Below are 23,016 nucleotides of genomic sequence, written 5' to 3'. Positions count from 1 at the left end.
CTGCCCCCGGCCCCCCCCCCCCACGGCGGGGGGGCGCCCCCCGCCGCGCCCCCGCCGCCGCGCCCCCCCCCCCCGCCCCCCCCGCCCCCCCGCGCGGGGGGGGGGCCCCCCCCCCCGCTTCCCGGCCCGGTTCAGGCCTTTGGGTGTTCGACTGGACTCCACTGTTTAGGAGTGTCGTGTTCATGCCCCGCTCCTACCTTCGGTTTGCCCGAGTCGCACCATCCGAGGGGGACCTCTCACCCATGCGCCGTAGATCTGTGAAGACAATGACCGTCCTGGCCATCACCTGTGCCGTGGCCGCCGGTACCGCCGTCACCGCCAACTCGGCGCCCCAGTTCAGCGACCAGGGGCGCGGCGAGATCCGCAACGTCATCTACCTGCTCGGTGACGGCATGGGCCGCACCCACGTCACGGCCGCCCGCGAGCGGTTCTACGGGGCCTCCGGCAAGCTGACCATGGAGACGCTGCCGAACTACGGCGCGGTCGCCACGTACGCCGTCGAGAAGGGCACCGCGAAGCCCTCGCTGGTCACCGACTCGGCCAGCTCCGCGACCGCGTGGGCCTCGGGCGTCAAGACGTACAACGCGGCCATCAGCGTCGACGCGTACGAGAAGAAGGTCACCACGCTGATGGAGCAGGCCCACGCGGCCGGCTTCGCCACGGGCAACGTCTCCACCGCCGAGGTCACCGACGCCACCCCGGCGGCCCAGTACAGCCACGCGCTGCTGCGCGGCTGCCAGGGCCCGGTCTACTCCGACGCCGCCTGCCTCCCCAAGAAGGAGGACGGTACGTACGAGGCCGCGCCCGCGGACAAGACGCTGATCACCCCGATCGCCGAGCAGATCGCCCGCAACGGCACCGCCGACGTGGTGTTCGGCGGCGGCCTCGCCCGCTTCGAGCCCGACGACCAGAAGGCCCTCCAGGCCCAGGGCTACCAGGTGCTCGGCAGCTTCGGCGACGCCGCCCTGCCCGCCCAGACCGCCGCCAGCCAGAAGGTCCCCACCAAGGCGGACCTGGACAAGGCCAACGGCAAGAAGGTCATCGGCCTCTTCAACCGCGGCAACCTGACCGTCGAGCAGGCCAAGGCCGGTCTGCCCGCGGACGCCGTGCAGAAGCAGGAGCCGACGCTGGCGGACATGACCAAGAAGTCGATCTCGCTGCTGGCCGACCGCAAGCAGCAGGAGCGCGGCAAGAAGAACAAGGGCTTCTTCCTCCAGATCGAGGGCGCCCAGATCGACAAGCGCTCGCACGCCAACGACGCCGCGCAGACGCTCGGTGAGGTCAAGGCGTTCGACGACGCGGTCAAGGCGGCCTACGAGTTCGCGAAGAAGGACGGCCACACCCTGGTGATCGTCACGGCCGACCACGAGTGCGCCGGCTTCAACATCATCGAGCACGGCACCTACACCAACGCCGAGGCCGTCGCGCCGCCCGCCAACACCGACGCGGGCAACCCGGCGAACAACAGCACCCCGTCGCGCCCGACCTCCGGCGCGAAGGACCCGGTCCGCTCCAGCGGCATCCTCAACGGTGCGGGTTCCGCCGACGCGAAGAACTTCGCCCCGGCCACCTTCCGCACCCCCGACGACGCCCCGGGCGTCAAGGACGGCAGCGCGGACGCCAGCCTCTGGCTCACCTACCTGTCCGGCAACCACACCGGTGCCGACGTCCCGATCTACGCCTACGGTCCGGGCGGCAACGCCTTCGCGGCGAGCCAGAACAACACCGAGCTGTACGGAAAGATGTACCGCTCGCTGTTCGGCCGCTCCGCCCACTGATCCAGGTCCAGGAGCAGAACCGATGAGACACCTCGCCCGCAGCGCGGCCGCCGCGCTGGCCGCCGCCGCAGTACTCACCCTCGCCACGGGCTGCTCCGGCAGCAAGGACACCGGCGCCGGCACACCCGCCGTCTCCGTGTCCCCGGTGGCCATGCCGGCGCCGCGGAGCGCGCCCTCGCCGGCCGCTTCCCTGGCGCAGCCGGCCGCGCCGGGCGAGGTCCGCGTGGAGCAGGGCCCGTTCAACGACCGTGTGAAGCTGACGGGCCTCGCGCTCACCGGCAAGCAGACCGTCACCGGGCGCCTGGCCATCACCGCGGACGTCAGCGACACCCTGGCCCTGGAGGTGGACGGCGCGTACTACGACGCGGCCGGGCACCTCGTCGGGACCGGGAAGTTCGAGTACCAGGAGGAGGGCGAGGACGCGAAGGGCGCCGAGCACCACGACGGCCCCCGCGCCGCGGGTCCGGACGGCATCGCCTTCACGGTGACCCCGGGCGCCTTCACGGGCACCCCGGTGAGCGTGGTGCTCTCCATCCCGGTCCTGGTCAGCGAGTAGCCGCGCCCCTCACGGCGGTACGCATGACCGAAGGGCCCCACCGCTTGCGGTGGGGCCCTTCGCGTTTCCCGCTAGAGGGGTCAGCGGACCGGGAGAACCCGGGTGTGCTCCCGGCGGACCGCCTGGAGGGACTGCGGGTTCAGGCCGAGGAGGTTCAGGATCGTCGGCGCGATCTGCTTGGTCTGCACCGGCGCGGAGACCCGTACCCCGTGCGGGGTCGAGGCGCCCGAGACGATCAGCGGGACGTCCAGGTCGTCGGCGGCGGAACCGCCGTGCTCGGCGATCTTGCCGGTGCCGCCGGTGTAGACGACCCCGTAGCGGGAGAGGCCGACCAGGTCCGGGACGCGGGCGTCGCCGGGCTTGGCGCCGTAGTAGTCGGCCGCCGCCCCACCGACGCGGACCTCGGTCAGGCCGGAGGCGGTGAAGGCCTTCGGCTTGCCGTCGATGTCGGTGCCTGTGCCGTTCTGGGCGAGCAGGTACTCCTTCGCGAACCGGGTGGCCGTCGCCGAGCGGTCGTTCAGCCAGAGCAGGACGCCGTCATCGGCCACCGTGTGCGCCACCAGGTCGCCGGTGGCGGAGCCGTCGGCGGCGGTCGGGTGGGCCTTCTTCCAGGCGGCGTTGAGCCCGTCGACGAGCGGGCCGGAGGAGATCCGGGTCAGCGCGGCCGGATCGGCCGGCGACTGGCCGTGCTTGGCGGACAGGATGACGGTGGTGCTGCCCTCCAGGTGCTGCTTGCGGATCTCGGCGGTCAGCGCGCCGATCTGGTCGTTCACGAAGTCCAGGCTCTTCGCGAGCAGCGGCCCGGGGACGTCCTTGGCCGCGTAGCCGCCCTTCAGGCCGTTGGACTTCGGCAGCTTCTGGGCGGTGGAGACGGACTGGAGGTTCAGGCCGAAGACCGCCGGGGTGCCGGTCCTGTGGGTGCGGGCGTGGTCGTAGCCGTCGATCTCGTTGAGGACGGCCTTCACCTTGTAGCCGTCGTACTGCTGGGTGGCCAGGTTGTCCTTGGTCCAGTCGGCGGCGGCCGGGAAGTCCGGGGCCTTGCTGTTGATCTCCGGGGTGAACAGGTCCTGGATGCCCTCGCCCGAGGGGCCGTTGAGGATGTCGTAGGCCGCGTGCTTGTCGGACCAGGCGGTCCGCAGACCTGCCTGGCGGGCCACCTCGAACACGGTGTTCACCCGCAGGTACGAGTGCGGGGCGAGGGGCTTGCAGGTCTTGGGGTCGACCGGCAGCTTGGCGGGGTCGAGCAGGGCCGCGGGACGGCCGGTCATCGAGAGGATGCTGCCCGGCAGACCGGTCAGACCCTGTCCGGCGTCGAGCGCGGCCGGGTTCCTGTCGAGGTTCTCGGTGAGGTCCACCTCTGCTCCGGGCTTCGCCGTCTTGCAGTCGGTGGTGCCCGCGGGGAGCAGCGAGGCGTCGTAGCTGTCGTCGTAGTAGACGCCGGTGGTGCCGGGGCCGCCGCCGGTCACCTGGGCGACCATGCCCGGGAAGGAGTCGGAGGGGGTCGTCGTCTTCGCGGCGGTGTACTGCACGCCCGACCCGACGAGCCGGGCCAGCGCGGACTGCGGGTGCCCGGCCGTGTACCAGGCCAGGTCCGACTGGTGGAGGCCGTCCACGGAGATCAGCAGGACGTGCTTGGTCGCCGTGTGGTGGCGGGCGCCCTGCGCGCCGTCGCGGGAGTCCTCGTGGGACCCCGCGCCCTGGGCGGCGTACGCCTGGGTGAGGGTCACGGCGGTGAGGACGCCGGTGGCGGCGAGTGAGGCGGCGAGGCGGACGGAACGTCGGGACACGGGCTTCTCCGGTGATCGCGGTGAGTGCGTGGCGGGGGGCTCGGGTCATGAGTAGTGCGGCCCCGCGTACCGGCGACGGCGGGCGCGTGAACGCACCGCGAATGGCGGGTCTGGTCTCGGCCAGGTGCTCTCGGCCAGGTGCCGGCGGCCTCAGCGCCGGCGGGGGCGGCCGGCGAGCGCGGTGTTCGCCTTCACCAGGGCCGGGACCAGGGCGTAGACGGCTATCGGGACGACGATCGCCGTGAGGATCAGCGTCCGGACCGGCAGCGGTAGGGCGGCCGTGGCCCCGCCGACCAGGGCCATGACGACGGTGACGGTCGGGTAGATCGCCAGCCAGGTGATCAGGGCCCGGCGGTGGACGGAGGGCGCGGTGGGGGCTGACGGGGTGGCTGAGGCGGTGGAGGTTGCTGTGCTCGCGGACATGGGTTCCTCCTGGTTCGGGCGGTGGACATTCTCCAACCGCACGGTTGGAGAATAGCCCGGCCCGCCCGAAACTCCAACCGGTTGGTTGGGATTGCGGTAGGGTCGGCCCATGGCCTGGGACACGGAACGCACCAAGAAGCTCCTGCTCGACGCCGCCATCGAGGAGTTCGCGGCCAAGGGCCCCGAGGCGGCCCGGGTCGCCGCGATCGCCACCCGCGCCGGCGTCAACAAGGAGCGGATCTACCAGTACTTCGGCAACAAGGAAGCGCTCTTCCGTGCCGTCCTCGAATGCGAGCTGAGCCGGCTCGCCGACGCCGTCCCGCTCACCGGCGAGTCCGCGGCCGACCTGGGCGACTACACCGCCCGGGTCTTCGACTACCACCGCCGCAACCCGCACTTCCTGCGCCTGCTCGCCTGGGAGGGCCTGCACCGGGGCGAGGCGGTGGCCGCCGAGGACGAGCGGACCGGCCACTACGCCCGGAAGGTCGCCGCCATCGGCGCCGCCCAGGACGCCGGGACGCTCACCGGCGAGCTCCCCGCCGGCCACCTCATGTACGCGGTGATCGCCCTGACCGCCGGCTGGTTCAACCTCCCCCAGCTCGTCCGGATGGTGGCCCCCGCGACCGCCGGCGCCGAACCCGGGGAGCAGCGGGAGGCCCTGGCCGGCCTGGTCCGCCGGCTGGCGGCGCCCCCGGTCACCGACTCCGGGCATCCGGCTGCCGACTCCGGACATGCGGAGGGGCAAACCGCCACATAACGTTTCCCGGAGCGGCCGGAGCCGCCGACCAGGCCCACCTCGTGCCGTCGCCTACGCGGTCACGTACCGTTCCTTTTCACTGCGCATAAGTGAGCTCTGCGCGGCGGCACGCCCCGAACGGTCTTGGGCGCACTAGGTCCCGGCTTTCGCGACCCGGGCGGCGACACGCATCCTGTGCGTGGTCCGTTCCGGGAGGTCCGGTTCCCTCACGACCTGGCCAAATGGACGCGGCCAAAGGCGACGGGGAGGCCCTGACCCATCACTCCGGAGGAGCAGGGGCCCCACACATTGGCACCGCACCCGGCGTCCCAGATCGCACCCGCGACGCTACCGGACCGACTCCCAGCTCCCGCAAGCCGCAATCCGACAACCACCCAATCGAGCTAACGCACACCCGCACGCACAGCTCCTCGCCGGGGTGCTGCCCCGCCTCCTGCCAGGCTGCGCCGGGCGGGGGAGATCCTCGACCACACCCCGGACACCCGGATCGAGCTGGGCGACGTCCTGGCCGTCAGCGCGGTCCGGGGCGACCTCGTCGCGTACGACGCGCGCACGCACATCGGCATGGAGACGGACGACTTCGAGCTCCTCGCCTACCGCACGGAATCCCTGCACGTGGTCATCACGGACCGCAACCGCGACGGCTGTACGATCCGCACCCTGCGCCACGAGGACTTCATGCCGGGGGTCTTCGTCGAGGAGCACTGGCGGGCCGGTACGGACCTTCGGGTGCGGCTCGACAGCACGGTGGAACGCGGCGACACCCTCGTCCTCACCGGGCCGCGCAGGCTGGTGGACGAGGCCGCGCGGGAATTGGGCAAGCCGGTGCCGACCAGCTTCGCCACCGACATGGTGTGGATCGCCCTCGGGCTGTTCCTCGGCGGCTGCCTGGGCATCCCGGCCCTGCACGCGGCCGGCGCCCCGCTCTCGCTGTCCACCTCCACCGGGGCGCTGCTGATGGGGCTGGTCTTCGGCTGGATCCGGAGCAGGTACCCCACGTACGGGAACCTGCCGTCGGCGGCGCAGTGGCTGATGGGCACGCTCGGCCTGTGCGTGTTCGTCACCATCGTCGGCCTCAACGCGGGGCCCAGCTTCGTCCCGGGCCTGCGCGAGGCGGGCTGGCCGCTGCTGCTCTGGGGCGCGGTCGTGACCACGGTCCCGCTGCTGGCCGGATTCGCCTACGGGCACTTCGTGCAGCGCCTCCCCCTGCCGATCCTGCTCGGCGCCCTGGCCGGCGCCCAGACCACGACGGCCGCCCTCGGCGCCCTGACGGAGCGCGCCCGCAGCCAGATCCCGGCCCTGGGCACGACGGTCCCCTACGCCCTGGGCAACGTCCTGCTGACGATGTGGGGCTCGGTGATCGTCCTGCTGCGGCGGTAGCCCCCGCTGCCACCGCTTCCTAGCCGTGCGGGACCAGGGCCACCGGGCCGCGGGCGTAGTGGGCCACCGCGTGGTCCGTGGGGCCGAGGCCGTGCAGGGGGCGGTGGTGGCGGCGGCCGATGACCAGCAGGTCGGCCGCCTCGGACTCGTCGACCAGGACGTGCGCGGGGTCGCCGACACGGCTGACGCACTCGGTCGCCACCCCGGGGTACCGCGCGGAGACCTTGGCCACCGCGGCCTCCAGCAACTCCGACGGTTCCGGGCCCGCGTGCACCGCGCGCAGCGGCAGCCCGTGCGCGGCCGCCCAGGCGTACCCGAAGCCGAGGACGGCCTCGTAGTCGCCGGCCGGGTCCACGCCCACGACCACCCCTCGGCCGCGGTGCGCACCCTCGGCGGCCTGCTCCCGGACCAGGACGACGGGGATCTCGCAGCGTCCGGCCACGTGCAGCGCCGTGGAGCCGAGCAACGGGACGTGGCGGTTGTGCCCGCCGGCTCCGACGACGAGCAACCGGGCGTGCGCGGCGGCGCGCGTCAGCTCGCCGGCCGGTCCGCCCTCGGCGGTGGCCGTCTCCACGGTCAGGCCGGGGTGGACGGCACGGAGTTCGTCGGCGCTGGCCGCCAGCACGGCCTCGGCGGCCACCGCGCTCGCGCCGAGCACGGGCTGGAACTCGGGGGAGATCGGCTGGATGGTGGGCCAGGCCTGGCCCACGTGGAGCAGCCGGAGCACGGCCCCGGCCGACCGTGCCTCCCGCGCGGCCCAGCGGGCGGCGGCGAGGCTGCGGACGGATCCGTCGAATCCGACGAGGAAGGGGAGGGACGGAGAGGACGGAGAGGACGGAGAGGACTCGGAGGACGGGAGGGACATCGGCGGCACCTTTCTTTCGTGCCGCGGCCGCATGCAGTGGGCCGCCGCCTGGTCGCACCTACGACGCTACTCCCGCCCCCGCCCCGACGGCTTCGCCGAAAGGCCCTAGGCTGCGCGGGTGCCCTCGTACTCCATCGGGCAGGCCGCGGGCCTGCTCCGCGTGAGCCCCGAGACCGTCCGCCGCTGGGCCGACGGGGGGCGGCTGCCCGCGCGCCGCGCCCCCGACGGGGTCCGCAGCGTCGACGGGGTCGCCCTCGCCGCCTTCGCCAAGGAACGTGCCGCCGGGCTGCATCCGGTCCCGGAGACGGCCGCGGCCACCTCCGTGCGCAATTCCTTCGCCGGGATCGTCACCGCCGTCCTGCTCGACGAGGTCGCGGCCCGGGTGGAGATCCAGTCGGGGCCGCACCGCATCGTCTCCGTCGTGACCCGGGAATCGGTGGAGGAGCTCGGCATCGCGGTCGGGGTCACCGTGACGGCCCGGGTGAAGTCCACGGACGTCCACGTCGACCTGGCCTAGGCCTAGGCCGGTCCGGGGCCGGTCCGGGGCTGGGCCAAGGCCAAGCTCAGCAGTGCAGCGCCGCGTACAGGTCCAGCTTGTGGTCCAGCCGGGACAGGTCGCGGCCGGTCAGCGCCTCCACCCGCTCCATCCGGTAGTGGACGGTGTTCACGTGCAGGTGCAGCGCCTCCGCCGTGCGCGTCCACGAGCAGTTGTTGGCGAGGAACACCTCCAGCGTCTCGCGCAGCATCCCGTCCCCCAGCGCCCCCAGCGTCCGCGTCCCGAACACCCCGCGCACCTCCGGCGGGACCCCGGACAGCAGTTCCGCCAGGGTGTCCAGCTGCTCGACCCCGCGCACCGGCACCGCCGCGTCCGCCGCCGTCAGGGCGAAGCGGGCCTGGCTGAGTGACGCGCGTAGCCCCTCGGCCGAATCCGCCCGCGCGCCCACGCCGAGCCGCGGGTCGGCCTCCGGGCCGCCGCACGCCCGCAGCAGCGGCCACAGCGCGCGCAGCCGGTCCGCCACGGGGCCCTGGCCCCCGGCCGGGACCGCGTCCGCGTCCGGCTCCGCGGGTTCGTGCAGCACCGCCCCCGCCTCACCCGCCGCCCACAGCACCCCGTCCAGGTGCTCCAGTGCCTCCGCCAGCGCGTCCGCGTCCGTCGCGGCCACCACCCGGTACGGGCCTTGCGCGGGCAGTCCGGCCGCCGCCAGCGCGGCGCCGAGCACGTCGGGTTCGGCGCTCTCGGACGCCACCAGCGCGAGCAGTTCCCGCCCGGCCGCACGCCGCGCGGCGCCCCGTCGGGTCTCCCCGTCGCGGTACTGCGCGAACACCTCGGCGATCTCGTGCAGCACCCTCGGCGGGGCGGCGTCCGCGTCCGGGACGTGCAGCTGCCAGGCGTCGTAGGGCGAGCTCTCGGCCTCGATCCGCAGCGTGACCCCGCCCCGCGACAGCGCGGCGACGGAGGCCCGCGGGGCCGGTATCGCGGGTGCGGACGGGGTACGGGCCACCGTGCGGCCGCTCGCGGTCAGCAGGTAGCAGGGCACCCGGCCCAGGTGGGCGCAGGCCCGGTCCAGCAGCTCCGCCGGCCCGGCCCCGCCCTCCAGGAGCCGGCTGAGCTCGCCGCGCACGTTCTCGGGAAGCGCGAAGAGCCGGGTCGGGCGCCTGCTCAGGTCGCCCCACTGCCGCAGGTACACCGCCTCCGTCACGGCCCGGAAGCTGGTCTGCGCGGGCACCGCCACCAGCGGCATCCGGTGGGCACGGCAGGCGGCGACGAGCTCGTCGGGCACCCCGCCGTGGGTCTCCTCGCCGGCCAGCAGCGCCCGCGCTCCGGCGGAGGCGAGGGCGGCGACGAACCGGTCGGTCCGGCCGGCGGCCGTGGCGCCCGGCCGCCACCACACGAGGCCGCTGAGCACGAGCTCGCCCGGGCCCAGGAACCGGCCCGGGTCCTCCAGATCCGTGGCGGTCACCCCGCTGACCTCCTGGCCGAGAAGGTGCTCTTCGCCCCACAGCAGGGTGAGGCCGAGGTTGTCGGACTGGAGCAGATCGAGGACGTGCATGGCGGGGACTCCTTGCGGCGGGTGGCAGCCCACAATCGCGAGGCGAATATGAGGTTCACCATGGTAAATGCAAGGGCAATCCCAGAGAAGGCCTATTGGATGATCCACCAGTGCCGCCTGCGCGGCCCTCGTGTTTTTCCGTGGCCGGGACCAGTCGTCCCCGCCGCCACCCCGTTGGTTCACTGACGCTAGGACGGACGAAACCGCCTGCGGACGGCTTACCCGGCATACGAGGACAGCGAAGGTGGCGGAAAATGGACCTCAACACGGTGCTCGACGTACGTGACGCCCGCCGTCGCGAACCCTGGCGTCCCGGCGACGCCTGGCTCGGCGGAGGCACGTACCTCTTCTCCGAGCCCCAGCCCCACGTCCGCCGCCTCGTCGACCTCTCCCGGATGGGCTGGCCGCCCCTGTCCCGGCAGCCCGACGGCTCCCTCGACATCGCCGCCACCTGCACCATCACCGAGCTGTCCCGCTTCGGCCGGACCCTGCCCGCCACCGCCGCACCGCTCTTCGAGAAGTGCTGCCGCGCCTTCCTCGCCAGCTTCAAGATCTGGAACATGGCGACCGTGGGCGGCAACCTCTGCAACGGCCTCCCCGCCGGCCCGGTGATCTCCCTCACCACCGCCCTCGACGGCACGGTCCTCCTCCAGGGCCAGGACGGCGCCACCCGCCGGCTGCCCGTCGCCGACTTCATCCTCGGAGCCGGGGTCAAGGACCTGAGCGAAGGCGAGCTGCTGCGCTCGGTCCGCATCCCGGCCCGCTCGCTGGAGTGCCGGACCGCGTTCCGCCAGTGCTCCCTCTACGGGCTCGGCCGCTCGGCCGCCCTGGTCATCGGCGCGGCCGACCCCCGGGACGGCTCCTTCGCCCTGACCGTCTCGGCCGCCACGACGCGCCCCTTCCGGTTCTGGTTCGCCCTGTGGCCGACCACCGCGGAACTGCGCTCGGCGATCGACGACACCGTCCGCCCCGACGAATGGTTCGACGACATCCACGGGACGCCCGCCTGGCGGCGCCACATGGCCCTGCGCCTGGCGGAGGAGATCCGCGCCGAACTCACGCTGGAGGAGGCCTCCCGATGAGCTATGAGATCGAGATCAACAAGCAGCGGTTCGAGAACGAGCCCCGGCCCGGCCAGTGCCTGCGCACCTACGTGCGCGAGCGCGGCTGGTTCGGCGTGAAGAAGGGCTGCGACCAGGGCGACTGCGGTGCCTGCACGGTCCATGTGGACGGGCAGGCCGTGCACAGCTGCCTCTACCCGGCCGTCCGCGCCGAAGGCCGCTCGGTCACCACCCTGGAGGGCCTCGCGCACCCCGACGGCGAACTCCACCCGGTGCAGCGCAAGTTCCTGGAGGCTCAGGGCTTCCAGTGCGGCTTCTGCACCAACGGGTTCGTGATGACCACCGCCGCCCTGGAGGCCGAGAAGGGCACCGCCCACTGCGACGGCAAGCTCGACGACCTGCCGCGCGCCTTCAAGGGCAACATCTGCCGCTGCACCGGCTACCGCGCCATCGAGGACGCCGTCCGCGGCGTGAAGCACATCGAGGAGCCCGAGGCGGGCAAGGCCGTCGGCCGCAACCTCGGCGCGCCCGCCGCTCCCCAGGTGGTCACCGGCGTCGCCCGCTACACCTTCGACATCGACGTGCCCGGCCTGCTGCACATGAAGCTGCTGCGCTCCCCGCACCCACACGCCCGGATCACCGCGATCGACACCTCCGAGGCACTGGCCGTGCCGGGGGTGCGGGCGGTGTTCACCCACGAGGACGCCCCGGACGTGCTCTACTCCAGCGCCCGCCACGAACACCCGCACGAGGACCCCGACGACACCCGCCTGCTGGACGACGTGGTCCGGTTCGTCGGGCAGCGCGTGGCGGCCGTCGTCGCCGACAGCGAAGGCGCCGCGGAGGAGGGCTGCCGCCGGATCCGGGTCACGTACGAGAAACTCCCGTACGTGATCGATCCGGAGAAGGCCATGGCCCCGGGCGCGCCGGTCATCCACGCGGGCAAGGGGCCGCAGGCGCGCATCGCCCGCGTCGAGAACAACGTGGCCGGCGAGGTGCACGGCGAGATCGGCGATGTGGAGCAGGGTTTCGCCGAGGCGGCCGTGGTCTACGAGGAGACCTTCCAGACCCAGCGCGTCCAGCACGCCAGCCTCGAAACCCACGGCTGCGTCGCCTACTTCGAACCGAAGGAGGACGGCAGCGGCGAGCGAATCACCGTCCGCTCCTCCACCCAGACCCCGTTCCTGACCCGGCGCGCCCTGTGCGCCCTCTACGGCCTCGGCGAGGACGAGGTCCGGGTGGTCGCGGGCCGGGTCGGCGGCGGTTTCGGCGGCAAGCAGGAGATGTTCGCGGAGGACATCGTCGTCCTGGCGGCGATGAAACTGCACCGGCCTGTGAAGCTGGAGTTCACCCGCGCCGAGCAGTTCTACGGCGCCAGCACCCGGCACCCCTTCACCGTCCGGATCAAGCTCGGCGCCCGCGCCGACGGCACCCTCACCGCCATCTCCATGCGCATCGTGTCCAACACGGGCGCGTACGGGAACCACGGCCCGGGCGTGATGTACCACAGCGCCGGCGAGTCCTTCGTGATCTACAAGGCCCCGCACAAGAAGGTCGAGGCCTACTCCGTCTACACCAACGTCGTCCCGGCGGGCGCCTTCCGCGGCTACGGGCTGGGCCAGACCACCTTCGCCCTGGAGTCGGCGATGGACGAGGTGGCGCGGCGCCTGGGCATGGACCCCCTGGAATTCCGCGAGAAGAACATCATCGGCCCGCTCGACCACATGCACACCCCGATCGGCCACGACGAGGACCTGTTCATCGCCAGCTACGGGCTGGCCGAATGCCTCGCCGTCGTCCGCAAGGCGATCGCCGAGGACACCAGCCGGGAGCAGGTCCCGCCGGGCTGGGTGACCGGCCAGGGCACCGCCGTGTCGATGATCGCCACGAGCCCGCCCCGCGGCCACTACGCCGACGCCACGATCACCCTGCTCCGGGACGGCACGTACGACATCGCGGTCGGCACCGCCGAGTTCGGCAACGGCACCACCACCGTCCACAAGCAGCTCGCCGGGGACGCGCTGAACACCACCGCGGACCGGCTGACCGTGCGCCAGGCCGACACCGACGTGGTCCGGCACGACACCGGCGCCTTCGGGTCTGCCGGCACGGTGGTGGCGGGCAAGGCGGTGCTGCTCGCCGCGACCTCGCTCGCCGAGCGCATGAAGACCTTCGCCTCCGAGCACACGGGCGTCGCCCGGCACCTGTGCCTGCTGGGCCCCGAGTCCTTCGACTGCGCGGGCCGACCGGTCACCCTCAAGGAGCTCTACGAGGCGGCCCACGCCAAGGGGAAGGCGAGCGAGATCAGCTGCGAGGGCCACTTCGGCGGCACCCCGCGCTCGGTGGCGTTCAACGCCCAGTGGTTCCGGCTGGCCGTGGACCCCGGCACCGGGGAGATGAAGATCCTGCGCAGCGTGCACTCGGCGGACGCGGGCAAGGTGATGAACCCGATGCAGTGCCTCGGCCAGGTGGAGGGCGGCGTCGCGCAGGCCCTGGGCGCCACCCTCTTCGAGACCGTACGGATCGACGAGCGCGGCGAGGTCACGACGGCGGCGTTCCGCCGCTACCGGCTGCCGCAGTACGCGGACGTCCCGCGCACCGAGGTCCACTTCACGGAGACCTCGGACTCGATCGGCCCGCTGGGCGCGAAGTCCATGTCCGAGAGCCCCTTCAACCCGGTGGGCCCGGCCTTCGCGAACGCGCTGCGCGACGCGACGGGCATCCGCTTCACGGAGATGCCGCTGCTCCGGGATGCCGTATGGCAGAAGATGTCTCAGAATCTGCCAGGCTGAACTGACTAATGACCACACACCTGCGACTCATATCAACCTCTCAACCTTGCAGATGAGGTTCCGGAACGGTCGCCGCCGGGCATGACTCAGCCATGGCCAAACTCATGCTGCACGGCGATCTGGACCACCCGGCGACGCTGAGCGTCGCGGACCTGCGGGACTGGGCACAGCACCGGGCCGCGGTCACGTTCGACTGCGCGACGAACGGTCCGCAGCACCACGTGTTCGAGGGCCCGTTGCTCCGCGAGGTCATCGCGGACGCGGGCCCGGCCTTCGACCCCCGCCGCCGCAAGGACCGTTCGCGCTTCCTGCTCGCGGTCACCGGCGGCGACGGGCACCATTCGGTGCTGTCCTGGGCCGAGTTGGACCCCGACTTCGGCAACAGCCCGATCCTGCTGGCGACCCGCCTCGACGGCGAGGACCTCGACGGGGCGGGCGCGCAGCTGGTGGTCCCCACGGACCGGTGCGGGGCGCGCTACGTCAGCGCGGTCACCCACGTGTGGTTCGGCGCGCTGTCCCCGCCGAGCCTGGGCCTCTGACCCGGTCGGTGGCCGACTCGGCTCGTGGCCAGGCTGATTCAGTTGGTGGCGAGGCTGATCTCGGTCGACTTGATCAGCGCGACGACGGGGGATCCGGCGGCCAGGCCGAGCGCGTCGACGGCGTCCTTGGTGATGGCGGCGGTCAGGCCGCCGCCGTTCACGTCCACCTTGACGGACGCCATGGCGCCACCGGTGGCGACGTCGGCGACGGTGCCGGCGATCTGGTTGCGGATGGAGATCCCGTCGACGGCCGCCGTCGCCAGGGCCACCTCGGTGGCCTTGACCAGCGCCTTGACGGAGGAGCCGGCGACGATGCCGAGGTCCTTGACGGCGTCGGTGGTGATCGCGGCGGTGATGTCCTGGCCACCTTCCAGGCGGACCTTGACCGTCGCCATGGCCTCACCGGCGGTGACGGCGGTGACGGTGCCGGCGATCTGGTTGCGGATGCTCAGGCTCATGAGTGGTACGACCTCTTACGTAGACATTTCGTACGGCCCGGGGGGACCGCACTGGATCACTGGACCGACGCTATGCGGCATCTCGCTGACTTGCGTTCAGCCCCTCGCATCCACCAGCCGGAACCACCCGACCGGCTGGCCGATGCGCCCGGATCACCGGATCGCCCCGCACGGGAACCTCGTGGGCACTACGGTCGGTTGAGTCGGCAGGGGGTGTGCGATGTTGCAGGAATCGTTGACGGCGATCGCCGCGATGGGCGGGGCCGGGATCGTCCAGGCGGCCAGTACCGACGCCTGGGAGGGCGTACGGGACCGGGTGGCCCGGTGGTTCGGGCGCGGAGACACCGCCGCCCGGCTGGACCGCACGGCGGCCGAGCTGGCCGAGGACGGATCCGAGCGGGCCCGGCTCCGCCAGGAGACGATCTGGCAGACCCTGATCGAACAGCACCTGGAGGCCCTGACCGGCCCCGACCGGGACCAGGCGGCCGCCGGCCTGCGGGCCCTGTTCCCCCGGACCGCCGCCCCCGGCGGGATAGCGGCCGGCCGGGACGTGCGGGCGGTCGGCGGCCAGGTCGCGGCGAACGTGGTCCACGGGGGCATCCACATCAGCCACCCTTCCCCGCCGGCTCCGTCCCAGGGCTGACCGGACCGGCATCGCCAAGCCCCCTCCAGATCGGGACCCTCCCGCCCCGCGCCGCCTGCTTCCAGGCCCGGGCGGTGGCGGACGGCGAGGTCCTGTCCGGCATGGGCGGGGTCGGCAAGACGCAGCTCGCCGCCGCGAGGGCCCGTACCGCCTGGCAGGCGGGGGAGCTCGACCTGCTGGTCTGGGTCACCGCGAGCGCCCGTACGGCCATCGTCGACGCCTACGCCCAGGCCGCCGTCCGGCTCCTCGGCGCCGATCCCGCCGACCCCGACACGGCGGCCGCCCGGCTCCTGGCCTGGCTGGAGCCCGCCCCCGGAGAGCGCCCGCACCGCTGGATGATCGTGCTGGACGACCTCGCCGACCCCGCCGACCTGCGCGGCCTCTGGCCCCCGCGGAGCCCCTGCGGCCGGACCCTGATCACCACCCGCCGGCGGGACGCCGCGCTGACCGGGCCGGGCCGCCGCGCGGTGGAGGTCGAGGTGTTCAGCGCGGCCGAAGCCGTCGCGTACCTCTCGCACGGCCGGACCGACCCGCCCGGGGAGATCGCCGCCCTCGCCGGTGACCTGGGGTACCTTCCGCTGGCCCTCTCCCAGGCCGCCGCGTACCTGCACGACGCGGGCCTCGACTGCGCCGCGTACCGCCGCCTGCTCGCCGACCGGGCCCGCTCGCTGGCCGACCTCCTCCCGGAGCCGGGCACCCTGCCCGACGACCAGTCCGTCACCGTGGCCGCCGCCTGGTCCCTCTCGATCGACCGCGCGGACGCCCTGCGGCCGGTGGGGTGGGCCCGCCCGGTCCTCCAGTTCCTGTCGATGCTGGACCCGAACGGCATCCCCGCCGTCCTCCTGCCCCTCGACAACACCTCCGGGGCGCTGCGCGCCCTGCACCGCCTGAGCCTCGTCCACCATGCCGACGGCCAGGTCCGCGTCCACCAGCTCATCCAGCGCGCGGTCCGGGAAACCCTCACCGCCGAGGAGTACGGGGTGCTGGCCCGGGGCGTCGCGGCCAGACTCCTCGCCGCCTGGCCCGACGTCGAGCGCGAGGCCGACACACAACTCGTACAGTCCCTGCGGGCGAATACCGCCGCCCTCGCGGCACACGCCGAGGAGCACTTGCACCGGCCGGATATGCACCAGGTGCTGTTCCGCGCGGGATCGAGCCTCGGCGAATCGGGCCGGATCTCCGACGCCGTCGAGTACTACCGGCAGCTCGCCCCCACCACCCGCCGCCACCTGGGGGTGGACCATCCCAGCACCCTGCTCGTCCGGGGCCACCTCGCCCGGTGGCAAGGACTCCTCGGTGATGTGGCCGGGGCGACGCTCGCGTGCGTGGAACTGCAGGACGACCTCGCCCGCGTCCTGGGCGCCGACCACCCCGAGACCCTCACCATCCGCGCCAACCTCACCTACTGGCAGGCCTCGGCAGGTGATCTCAGCGGCGCCATCGCCAGTCTCACAAGACTGCGCGACGACTTCGAGCGCGTTCTGGGCCCCGACCACCCAACGGCCATCGGCGCCAGAGCCAACCTCGCCACCCTGCAGGGGCAAGCGGGTGATCCGGCCGGGGCCGCTGCCTCGCTCGAACAGGTACTGGCCGCCAGGACCCGGGTCCTGGGCGTGGACCATCCCCACACCCTGTCCACCCGCACCAACCTCGCCACCGCGTGGGCAGAGGCGGGCGATCTGCCCCGTGCCACCCTCGCCTATGAGCAACTGCTGGCGGACAGCCTGCGATGGCTCGGCCCCGATCACCCCAGAACCCTCAGCAGCCGGGGCAATCTCGCCATGGCCCGGGGCGCCGGCGGTGACGCCGCCGGCGCCGCCACCGCGCTGGAAGAGCTGCTGGCCGACCGGATACGGGTACTGGGACCCGACCATCCCGACGTCCTCAAAAACCGCGGCAACGCCGCCTTCTGGCGCAGGCTGGCGGGGCCACCGGCCCGGTGACCCCGCCCGTCCACGTCAGACCCGTACCGTCCGTCAGGCGAACTTCGGCATCTCGCCCACCTTCGTGGACATGTCGATCACCGCGAACGCCGCGCCCTGCGGGTCCGTCAGCGCGGCGAAGCGGCCGAAGGGGCTGTCCATCGGACCGAAGTGCAGCATGCCGCCGAGCTCCTGGGTCTTGGCGACCGCCGCGTCGCAGTCCGGGACGCCGAAGTAGACCTGGACGTAGGACGGGATCTCGGGCGGGAACTCGTCACCCATGCTCATCCGGCCCAGCACCACGTTCTCCGGGCCGCCCAGGTTGAAGACCTTGTAGTCCATGCCGGGCATCTCGGGGTTCTCGCCGGCCTCCATCTGCTGCTCGCCGTACGGGAAGACCTTCGGCAGGAACCCGTCCGTCTTGGCCACGTCGCGCGAGAACACCTCCGCCCACGCGTACGCACCCGCCTCGCCGAACTTCTCGAAGCCCTTGTGCTCGCCGGGCTGCCAGACGCCGAAGACCGCGCCGCCCGGCTCCTTGGCGATCGCCATCGTGCCGAAGTCACCGACCTGCATCGGCTCCATCAGCACCTCGCCGCCCGCCGCCTTGATCTTCCCGGCGGTGGCCGTCGCGTCGGGCGAGGAGAAGTACAGACACCACTGCGAAGCCCCCTCCTGCCCAGGCATCGGCGGGACCACGGCCGCTACGGCCTTGCCGCCGGAGTAGGCCTGCGTGTAGTTGCCGTACTCGCTGCTGGACTCGCCGAAGGTCCAGCCCAGCACAGCGGCGTAAAAGCTCTTGGCGCCCTCCACATCCGTGAACATCGCGTCCACCCAGCAGGGTGCGCCCTCGGGGAACTCAGCCATGATCGATCGACTCCTGTGTCGTGTACGACGTGACCCGTCTCGCCTCTCACGCTAGGTGCGGGGTCTGACAATCGCGCGGGGAGAGCCTCCGCGCGGGACCCTGGAGCCATGGACAAGGACACGTTCGGGGCGGCCACCATCCGGCTCGCCCAGCAGCCGGAGGCCGACGAGCTGCTCGGCCGCAGCCCGCTGGCCGCGCTCGTCGGGATGCTGCTGGACCAGCAGGTTCCGATGGAGTGGGCCTTCTCGGGGCCCTACACGATCGCCCGGCGGCTCGGCTCCGACGATCTGGACGCGCACGCGATCGCCGCCCACGACCCGGAGGCCTTCGCCGCGCTGCTCGCCGAGAAGCCGGCCGTGCACCGCTACCCGGGGTCGATGGCGAAGCGGGTGCAGCAGCTGTGCGCGTACCTCGTGGAGCACTACGACGGGGACGCGGCGGCGGTGTGGGCCGATGCGGGTACGGGCGCCGAGCTGCTGGGGCGGCTGAAGGCGCTGCCCGGCTTCGGGGAGCAGAAGGCGCAGATCTTCCTGGCGCTGCTCGGCAAGCGGTTCGGGGTGCGGCCGAAGGGGTGGCGGGAGGCGGCCGGCGGCTACGGCCCGGCGAACGTCTACCGGTCGGCGGCCGACATCACCGGGCCCGAATCGCTGGCGAAGGTACGGGCGCACAAGCAGGAGGCGAAGGCCGCGGCGAAGGCGGCCAAGGGGTAGCGGGAGAAGCCGAATTGACGAGTCCCGGGGATTGTCAGACCCCCGCCCTAGACTCGTGATCATGACCGAGAACCTGACCCGCGCCGCCGCTGCCGAATCCATCTCCGACGGACCCGGCAGCGTCATCACGCTGCTCACCGACACCGCCGAACTCACCTGCAACACGGCGAGCTTCGAGGCCGGCGCGGCCGGCGCCCCGGTGCACTTCCACACCAAGGCGACCGAGTTCTTCCACGTCACGGACGGCCGGCTCGACGTCCTCGTCGGCGACGAGATACACACCCTCACCAAGGGGGACTTCCTCGCCGTCCCGCCCGGTGTGAAGCACGCCTTCGCCCCGGCCGCCGACAGCACGGCCGAGGTCTTCGTCGGCTTCACCCCGGGCATGGGCCGCTTCGACTACTACCGGCTGCTCGGCCGGGTCCGGGCCGGCGAGGCCACGATCCAGGACATCATCGACAGCCAGCCGGTCTACGACAACCACTACGCGGAGAGCGACACCTGGGCCGACCGCCTGAAGCGCAGCGCGGAGGCGTAGACCTCGTCCGAGTCGAGCCTGCGGAGCTCCTCCGCGATCAGCTCGGCGCTGCTGCGGATCTTCAGGGCCACCTTGCGGTCGGGGCTGCCGGGCAGGAGCAGGGTGGCCAGGATCCCGTCGGGGCGGTCCACCTGGATCTCCCCGCCGGTGGTGATCATCCGGACCCGGGTGATGACCGGTCCCGCGGTGGCCACCCGCTCCACCGGGACCCCGAGCCGGTCCTCCAGCCAGCGGGCCAGCAGCTCGGAGCTCGGATTGCCGGGCTCGCTCTCCACGGTCGCGGCCGTCACCGGGAGCGGCTTCTGGTCCAGGGCGGCGGCCAGCAGCGAGCGCCACGGCGTCAGCCGGGTCCAGGCGAGGTCGGTGTCCCCGGGCTCGTAGACCGCGGCCCGCGCGTCGAGCACCGCGACGGGGTCGTCGGCCGCCTGCGCATCGGTGATCCGCCGCTGCGCGAGGGCCCCCAGCGGGTCCCGGGCCGGCGCCTGGGGAGCATCGGCGGGCCACCAGGCGACCACGGGGGCGTCGGGCACGAGCAGCGGGAGCACCACGGACCCGGCGTGCTCGTTGAGCGTGCCGTGCAGGCGCAGCAGCACGATCTCCCCGGACCCGGCGTCGGAGCCGACCCGCAGCTCGGCGTCGAGCCGGTTCTGCCGGAGGCGGTGCGGGCCGCGGGCCGTGCGCTTGATGACCGCGATGATCCGGCACGGGTGCTCGCGCGAAGCCTCGGAGGCGGCGCGGACGGCGTCGTAGGCGTTCTCCTCGTCCGTGGCGATGAGGAGGTTGAGCACGAGCCCCATCGCCGGGCTGCCGATGGCCCGCCGGGCGTCGAGCAGGGCCCGGTTGACCTTGCTGGAGGTGGTGTCGGTGAGTTCGGTCCGCATGCTCCGAGTCTCGCAGCCACCACGGCCCCGCCACTACTCCTTCCGGCTCCGGACCCGGCCCGCTCCACCAAGGCTCCGTCGGACACCCGGCTATGGCCCGGCTGCCGCCCGACTACCGCCCCGTCAGCGCCGTTTCCGCGCCGTCCCGAAGATCGACCGCGAGATCTCCCGCCCGAGCTGCGTCCCGATCGACCGGGCCAGCGAGCGGAACAGCCCGCTGCCCACCACCTGTTCCGCCAGTGAGGGGTCCGGCTTCGGCGCGTTCCGGGCCGCCACGGCCGCCGCCTTCGCCGCCTTCGCCGCCTCCGCGGCAGCGGCCGCCGCCTCCGCCTCGGCCTCCGCGGCAGCCTGCTCCGCGCTGATCTTCTCGTACGCCGATTCCCGGTCGACCGGCTCCGCGTACCGCGAGTAGAGCAGCGAGGCCTTCACCGCCTGGTCCAGCGCCGCCGCGTCGATCGGCCCCATCAGCGACTGCGGCGCGCGCAGCCTCGTAGCGGCCACCGGGGTCGGCGCGCCGTTCTCGCTCAGTACGGTGATCACCGCCTCGCCCGTCCCCAGCTGGGTCAGCAGCTCCTCCAGGTCGTACGCGGAGTTCGGGAACGTCTTCACCGTCGCCTTCAGCGCCTTCGCGTCGTCCGGCGTGAACGCGCGCAGCGCGTGCTGCACCCGGTTGCCGAGCTGCGCCAGCACGTCGGCCGGTACGTCCTTCGGGGTCTGCGTGACGAAGAAGACGCCGATGCCCTTGGACCGGATCAGCCGCACCGTCTGGGTGATGGCTTCGAGGAAGGCCTTCGAGGCGCCGTTGAACAGCAGGTGCGCCTCGTCGAAGAAGAAGACGAGTTTCGGTTTGTCCAGGTCCCCGACTTCCGGCAGGTCCCCGTAAAGATCGGCCAGCAGCCACATCAGGAAGGTGGAGAAGAGCTGCGGTTTGTCCTGGACCGCCGGAAGCTCCAGTACGGAGACCAGCCCGCGCCCGTCCGCCGCCGTTCGGAGGAATTCACTGGTGTCGAATTCGGGCTCCCCGAAGAATTCCGCGGCCCCCTGCTGTTCGAAGGCGGTCAGTGCCCGCAGGATCACCCCGGCGGTCACCGTGGACAGCCCGCCGATTCCCTTGAGCTCCGGTTTTCCCTTGTCGGACACGAGGAAGGCGACGACCGCCCGCAGGTCCTTGAGGTCGATCAGCTCCAGGCCCTTGGTGTCGGCGTAGTGGAAGATCAGCCCCAGCGACTGCTCCTGCGTCTGGTTGAGCTGGAGCACCTTGGACATGAGGACGGGTCCGAAACTCGTCACGCTGGCCCGGAGCGGGATGCCGGGCCCGATCCCGCCCAGCGAATAGAACTCGCTGGGAAACCCCGTGGCCTCCCATTCCTGGGCCACGTCCTTGGCCCGTTCCTCGATCTTCGCGTTGCTCGCACCCGGCGCGGAGATGCCCGAGACATCGCCCTTGATGTCCGCGAGGAAGACCGGAACGCCGTTGGCGGACAGCTGCTCGGCGATGAGCTGCAGCGTCTTGGTCTTGCCGGTGCCGGTGGCTCCCGCGACCAGCCCGTGCCGGTTGAGCATGGACAGCGGAATGCGGATCTGCCGCTCCGGCAGACAGGCCCCGTCCCAGAGCAGGGCCCCCAGTTCGAGCGCGGGTCCGGTGAAGGCGTACCCGGCGGCGATCTGGCCTGCCGGGGACGCGGGGTCGGTGCTCTCGCTCATTTATCACTCCCGAAATAGCGCTATTCGCCACCTTTGCACCGTCATCGCAAGGCTGCGCCCGCAGGCACCGGCCCGGTAGGCTTTCCGTGTGATCTTCAAGCGCATCGGAAACAGGCGGCCGTACCCCGACCACGGCAGGGAAACCACCCGGCAGTGGGCGGATGTCGCCCCGCGCCCGGTCCGGCTCGACCAGCTGGTGACGACCAAAGGCCAGCTCGATCTCGAAACGCTGCTCGCCGAGGACTCGACCTTCTACGGAGACCTCTTCGCCCACGTCGTGAAGTGGCAGGGCGACCTGTACCTGGAAGACGGGCTGCACCGCGCCGTGCGCGCCGCGCTCCAGCAGCGCCAGGTCCTGCACGCGCGCGTCCTCGAACTGGGCTGACCGAGCCGGTCAAAGGGCGCCGGTTACGTCCCGGTTGCGCCTTTCGGGTCGCTCTTGCCCTATGAACAGATGATTCGGTGGGCATCGGCTCCGGTCGGCATTACGCTGCGCACATGAGCATGCTCACTCCCCCTGGCATGGGCGGAAAGTACCGCGTGACGGGAGCGGCTTACCCCCGCATGTCCCGCCCGCGACGCCGCCGCCGGATCGTCCTCCTCGTGCTCGGATCGATCGTCGGGCTCGCCCTGATCGGTTACGGGGCCATGCAGCTCATCGACGTGTTCCGCGGCGGGACGGACAAACGCGGCACCGCGGCCGCCCCCAAGGACTGCGCGACCCCCACCCCCAAGGCGGGCGCGGCCGGGGCGGTGGCCTCCGCGGCCCCCCAGGTCACGCTCCCGCAGCCCGGCACGATCACGGTCAACGTCTACAACGCGACCCCGCGCGCGGGCCTCGCCAAGGCGGTCGGCGACGAGCTGAAGAAACGCGGCTTCCTCATCGGCAAGGTCGGCAACGCCCCCGCCGACTTCGACAAGAAGGTCCCGGGCGCCGGGATACTGGTCGGCTCGCCGCAGACCGACAAGGCGACTTTCTCCGTGCTCGGCACCAACCTGGGCGGCGCCACGCACCAGACCGACGCCCGCGAGAGCGCGGACATCGACCTGATCCTCGGTGACGCCTTCAAGGAGCTCACCCCGAAGGAAGAGGCGGACAAGGCGCTGGCCGCCCTGGCCAACCCGCAGCCCGCGGCCGCCAAGAAGTGCTGAACCCGTGAACCCCTGAACCCCTGAAGCCCGAAGCGAACGACGAAGGGGGGGGGGCCCCGGGGCCGCGCCGCTGCGTGGTGGGGGGGGTAGTTCGGCGCCCCGCCGGGCTAAAATGGGGCAGCGGTAAATGCGGGGGCCCCCGCCGCCCCCC

General features: G+C 72.5%; 21 protein-coding genes and 1 pseudogene. 14 read left to right on the top strand and 8 right to left on the bottom strand.

Features of this window, described 5'->3' with window-relative positions:
- Positions 1 to 266 precede the first annotated feature (266 nt).
- Together ACFXDJ_RS01205 and ACFXDJ_RS01200 are read left to right on the top strand one after the other, a co-directional pair.
- Positions 267 to 1,778, top strand: coding sequence for an alkaline phosphatase (locus ACFXDJ_RS01205; RefSeq protein WP_384650207.1), 1,512 nt, complete (start codon positions 267 to 269; stop codon positions 1,776 to 1,778).
- Between the two features lie 22 nt (positions 1,779 to 1,800).
- Positions 1,801 to 2,334, top strand: a complete 534-nt coding sequence (locus ACFXDJ_RS01200) for a hypothetical protein (RefSeq protein WP_384650144.1) — start codon at positions 1,801 to 1,803, stop codon at positions 2,332 to 2,334.
- Positions 2,335 to 2,414: 80 nt separating this feature from the next.
- Here the strand turns inward: ACFXDJ_RS01200 and ACFXDJ_RS01195 are convergent, their stop codons facing one another.
- Together ACFXDJ_RS01195 and ACFXDJ_RS01190 are read right to left on the bottom strand one after the other, a co-directional pair.
- On the bottom strand, positions 2,415 to 4,121 hold the full coding sequence (locus ACFXDJ_RS01195) for an alkaline phosphatase family protein (RefSeq protein ID WP_384650142.1): 1,707 nt from the start codon (positions 4,119 to 4,121) through the stop codon (positions 2,415 to 2,417).
- A gap of 150 nt (positions 4,122 to 4,271) precedes the next feature.
- Positions 4,272 to 4,544: a hypothetical protein gene (locus ACFXDJ_RS01190; RefSeq protein WP_384650140.1), complete on the bottom strand. Its 273-nt coding sequence runs from the start codon at positions 4,542 to 4,544 to the stop codon at positions 4,272 to 4,274.
- A gap of 109 nt (positions 4,545 to 4,653) precedes the next feature.
- On the opposite strand from ACFXDJ_RS01190, the gene ACFXDJ_RS01185 reads away from it, so the two are divergent.
- Together ACFXDJ_RS01185 and ACFXDJ_RS01180 are read left to right on the top strand one after the other, a co-directional pair.
- The gene (locus ACFXDJ_RS01185) at positions 4,654 to 5,301 is read left to right on the top strand and encodes a TetR family transcriptional regulator (RefSeq protein ID WP_384650138.1); all 648 of its coding nucleotides are present in this window, start codon (positions 4,654 to 4,656) and stop codon (positions 5,299 to 5,301) included.
- Between the two features lie 441 nt (positions 5,302 to 5,742).
- Positions 5,743 to 6,681 (top strand): annotated as a pseudogene (locus ACFXDJ_RS01180) (aspartate-alanine antiporter); the annotation flags it as partial.
- A gap of 19 nt (positions 6,682 to 6,700) precedes the next feature.
- Here ACFXDJ_RS01180 and ACFXDJ_RS01175 read toward each other — a convergent pair.
- Positions 6,701 to 7,546: a universal stress protein gene (locus tag ACFXDJ_RS01175; protein ID WP_384650136.1), complete on the bottom strand. Its 846-nt coding sequence runs from the start codon at positions 7,544 to 7,546 to the stop codon at positions 6,701 to 6,703.
- A gap of 118 nt (positions 7,547 to 7,664) precedes the next feature.
- Here ACFXDJ_RS01175 and ACFXDJ_RS01170 point away from each other — a divergent pair, with 118 nt between their 5' ends.
- Complete coding sequence (locus ACFXDJ_RS01170; RefSeq protein WP_384650134.1) at positions 7,665 to 8,063, top strand: molybdopterin-binding protein; 399 nt, start codon at positions 7,665 to 7,667, stop codon at positions 8,061 to 8,063.
- A gap of 46 nt (positions 8,064 to 8,109) precedes the next feature.
- Here ACFXDJ_RS01170 and ACFXDJ_RS01165 read toward each other — a convergent pair whose 3' ends face one another.
- Entirely contained in the window at positions 8,110 to 9,597 is a 1,488-nt protein-coding gene (locus tag ACFXDJ_RS01165) for a helix-turn-helix domain-containing protein (RefSeq protein WP_384650133.1), read from the bottom strand.
- Between the two features lie 254 nt (positions 9,598 to 9,851).
- Here ACFXDJ_RS01165 and ACFXDJ_RS01160 point away from each other — a divergent pair, with 254 nt between their 5' ends.
- The 3 genes from ACFXDJ_RS01160 (at position 9,852) to ACFXDJ_RS01150 (ending at position 13,989) form a co-directional block, all read left to right on the top strand.
- Complete coding sequence (locus tag ACFXDJ_RS01160; RefSeq protein WP_384650131.1) at positions 9,852 to 10,679, top strand: FAD binding domain-containing protein; 828 nt, start codon at positions 9,852 to 9,854, stop codon at positions 10,677 to 10,679.
- Complete coding sequence (locus ACFXDJ_RS01155) at positions 10,676 to 13,450, top strand: molybdopterin-dependent oxidoreductase (RefSeq protein WP_384650129.1); 2,775 nt, start codon at positions 10,676 to 10,678, stop codon at positions 13,448 to 13,450. The genes ACFXDJ_RS01160 and ACFXDJ_RS01155 overlap by 4 nt, the downstream gene beginning before the upstream one ends.
- Before the next feature lie 92 nt (positions 13,451 to 13,542).
- Positions 13,543 to 13,989: a molybdopterin-dependent oxidoreductase gene (locus ACFXDJ_RS01150; RefSeq protein WP_384650127.1), complete on the top strand. Its 447-nt coding sequence runs from the start codon at positions 13,543 to 13,545 to the stop codon at positions 13,987 to 13,989.
- 38 nt (positions 13,990 to 14,027) lie between these two features.
- On the opposite strand, the gene ACFXDJ_RS01145 is transcribed toward ACFXDJ_RS01150, so the two are convergent.
- Entirely contained in the window at positions 14,028 to 14,447 is a 420-nt protein-coding gene (locus ACFXDJ_RS01145) for a molybdopterin-binding protein (protein ID WP_384847449.1), read from the bottom strand.
- A gap of 220 nt (positions 14,448 to 14,667) precedes the next feature.
- On the opposite strand from ACFXDJ_RS01145, the gene ACFXDJ_RS01140 reads away from it, so the two are divergent.
- Both ACFXDJ_RS01140 and ACFXDJ_RS01135 read left to right on the top strand, forming a co-directional pair.
- Complete coding sequence (locus ACFXDJ_RS01140; protein WP_384650123.1) at positions 14,668 to 15,090, top strand: hypothetical protein; 423 nt, start codon at positions 14,668 to 14,670, stop codon at positions 15,088 to 15,090.
- 74 nt (positions 15,091 to 15,164) lie between these two features.
- Positions 15,165 to 17,033: a tetratricopeptide repeat protein gene (locus ACFXDJ_RS01135; RefSeq protein WP_384650121.1), complete on the top strand. Its 1,869-nt coding sequence runs from the start codon at positions 15,165 to 15,167 to the stop codon at positions 17,031 to 17,033.
- Between the two features lie 33 nt (positions 17,034 to 17,066).
- On the opposite strand, the gene ACFXDJ_RS01130 is transcribed toward ACFXDJ_RS01135, so the two are convergent.
- Positions 17,067 to 17,879 (bottom strand): VOC family protein, encoded by an 813-nt coding sequence (locus tag ACFXDJ_RS01130; RefSeq protein WP_384650119.1) that lies wholly within the window; start codon positions 17,877 to 17,879, stop codon positions 17,067 to 17,069.
- A 108-nt stretch (positions 17,880 to 17,987) separates the two neighbouring features.
- Between ACFXDJ_RS01130 and ACFXDJ_RS01125 the strand changes: the two genes are divergently transcribed.
- A complete protein-coding gene (locus tag ACFXDJ_RS01125) occupies positions 17,988 to 18,590 on the top strand; it encodes an HhH-GPD-type base excision DNA repair protein (protein ID WP_384650117.1) in 603 nt (200 codons plus the stop codon).
- A gap of 61 nt (positions 18,591 to 18,651) precedes the next feature.
- Positions 18,652 to 19,128 carry a cupin domain-containing protein gene (locus ACFXDJ_RS01120; protein ID WP_384650115.1) on the top strand — a complete coding sequence of 159 codons (477 nt, stop codon included), beginning with the start codon at positions 18,652 to 18,654 and terminating at the stop codon, positions 19,126 to 19,128.
- Here the strand turns inward: ACFXDJ_RS01120 and opcA are convergent.
- Complete coding sequence (gene opcA / locus ACFXDJ_RS01115) at positions 19,074 to 20,009, bottom strand: glucose-6-phosphate dehydrogenase assembly protein OpcA (RefSeq protein ID WP_384650113.1); 936 nt, start codon at positions 20,007 to 20,009, stop codon at positions 19,074 to 19,076. The genes ACFXDJ_RS01120 and opcA overlap by 55 nt on opposite strands.
- Positions 20,010 to 20,132: 123 nt before the next feature.
- Positions 20,133 to 21,713: a helicase HerA-like domain-containing protein gene (locus tag ACFXDJ_RS01110; RefSeq protein ID WP_384650111.1), complete on the bottom strand. Its 1,581-nt coding sequence runs from the start codon at positions 21,711 to 21,713 to the stop codon at positions 20,133 to 20,135.
- An 88-nt stretch (positions 21,714 to 21,801) separates the two neighbouring features.
- Here ACFXDJ_RS01110 and ACFXDJ_RS01105 point away from each other — a divergent pair, with 88 nt between their 5' ends.
- The gene (locus ACFXDJ_RS01105) at positions 21,802 to 22,098 is read left to right on the top strand and encodes a type II toxin-antitoxin system VapB family antitoxin (RefSeq protein ID WP_112446725.1); all 297 of its coding nucleotides are present in this window, start codon (positions 21,802 to 21,804) and stop codon (positions 22,096 to 22,098) included.
- Positions 22,099 to 22,235: 137 nt separating this feature from the next.
- Positions 22,236 to 22,865 (top strand): LytR C-terminal domain-containing protein, encoded by a 630-nt coding sequence (locus tag ACFXDJ_RS01100; protein ID WP_384847476.1) that lies wholly within the window; start codon positions 22,236 to 22,238, stop codon positions 22,863 to 22,865.
- Positions 22,866 to 23,016: the final 151 nt, after the last annotated feature.

Source organism: Streptomyces sp. NPDC059443, assembly GCF_042750105.1.
In the GTDB taxonomy this organism is placed as follows: domain Bacteria; phylum Actinomycetota; class Actinomycetes; order Streptomycetales; family Streptomycetaceae; genus Streptomyces.
This window is presented reverse-complemented; position numbering and strand designations above follow the sequence as displayed.

Excerpts from the sequence above, each read along its gene's own strand:
- ACFXDJ_RS01205 (WP_384650207.1), top strand. The coding sequence starts at position 267 with ATGACCGTCCTGGCCATCACCTGTGCCGTGGCCGCCGGTACCGCCGTC.
- ACFXDJ_RS01200 (WP_384650144.1), top strand. The coding sequence starts at position 1,801 with ATGAGACACCTCGCCCGCAGCGCGGCCGCCGCGCTGGCCGCCGCCGCA.
- ACFXDJ_RS01190 (WP_384650140.1), bottom strand. The coding sequence starts at position 4,544 with ATGTCCGCGAGCACAGCAACCTCCACCGCCTCAGCCACCCCGTCAGCC.
- ACFXDJ_RS01185 (WP_384650138.1), top strand. The coding sequence starts at position 4,654 with ATGGCCTGGGACACGGAACGCACCAAGAAGCTCCTGCTCGACGCCGCC.
- ACFXDJ_RS01175 (WP_384650136.1), bottom strand. The coding sequence starts at position 7,546 with ATGTCCCTCCCGTCCTCCGAGTCCTCTCCGTCCTCTCCGTCCTCTCCG.
- ACFXDJ_RS01165 (WP_384650133.1), bottom strand. The coding sequence starts at position 9,597 with ATGCACGTCCTCGATCTGCTCCAGTCCGACAACCTCGGCCTCACCCTG.
- ACFXDJ_RS01160 (WP_384650131.1), top strand. The coding sequence starts at position 9,852 with ATGGACCTCAACACGGTGCTCGACGTACGTGACGCCCGCCGTCGCGAA.
- ACFXDJ_RS01155 (WP_384650129.1), top strand. The coding sequence starts at position 10,676 with ATGAGCTATGAGATCGAGATCAACAAGCAGCGGTTCGAGAACGAGCCC.
- ACFXDJ_RS01150 (WP_384650127.1), top strand. The coding sequence starts at position 13,543 with ATGGCCAAACTCATGCTGCACGGCGATCTGGACCACCCGGCGACGCTG.
- ACFXDJ_RS01145 (WP_384847449.1), bottom strand. The coding sequence starts at position 14,447 with ATGAGCCTGAGCATCCGCAACCAGATCGCCGGCACCGTCACCGCCGTC.
- ACFXDJ_RS01140 (WP_384650123.1), top strand. The coding sequence starts at position 14,668 with ATGTTGCAGGAATCGTTGACGGCGATCGCCGCGATGGGCGGGGCCGGG.
- ACFXDJ_RS01130 (WP_384650119.1), bottom strand. The coding sequence starts at position 17,879 with ATGGCTGAGTTCCCCGAGGGCGCACCCTGCTGGGTGGACGCGATGTTC.
- ACFXDJ_RS01125 (WP_384650117.1), top strand. The coding sequence starts at position 17,988 with ATGGACAAGGACACGTTCGGGGCGGCCACCATCCGGCTCGCCCAGCAG.
- ACFXDJ_RS01120 (WP_384650115.1), top strand. The coding sequence starts at position 18,652 with ATGACCGAGAACCTGACCCGCGCCGCCGCTGCCGAATCCATCTCCGAC.
- opcA (WP_384650113.1), bottom strand. The coding sequence starts at position 20,009 with ATGCGGACCGAACTCACCGACACCACCTCCAGCAAGGTCAACCGGGCC.
- ACFXDJ_RS01110 (WP_384650111.1), bottom strand. The coding sequence starts at position 21,713 with ATGAGCGAGAGCACCGACCCCGCGTCCCCGGCAGGCCAGATCGCCGCC.
- ACFXDJ_RS01100 (WP_384847476.1), top strand. The coding sequence starts at position 22,236 with ATGGGCGGAAAGTACCGCGTGACGGGAGCGGCTTACCCCCGCATGTCC.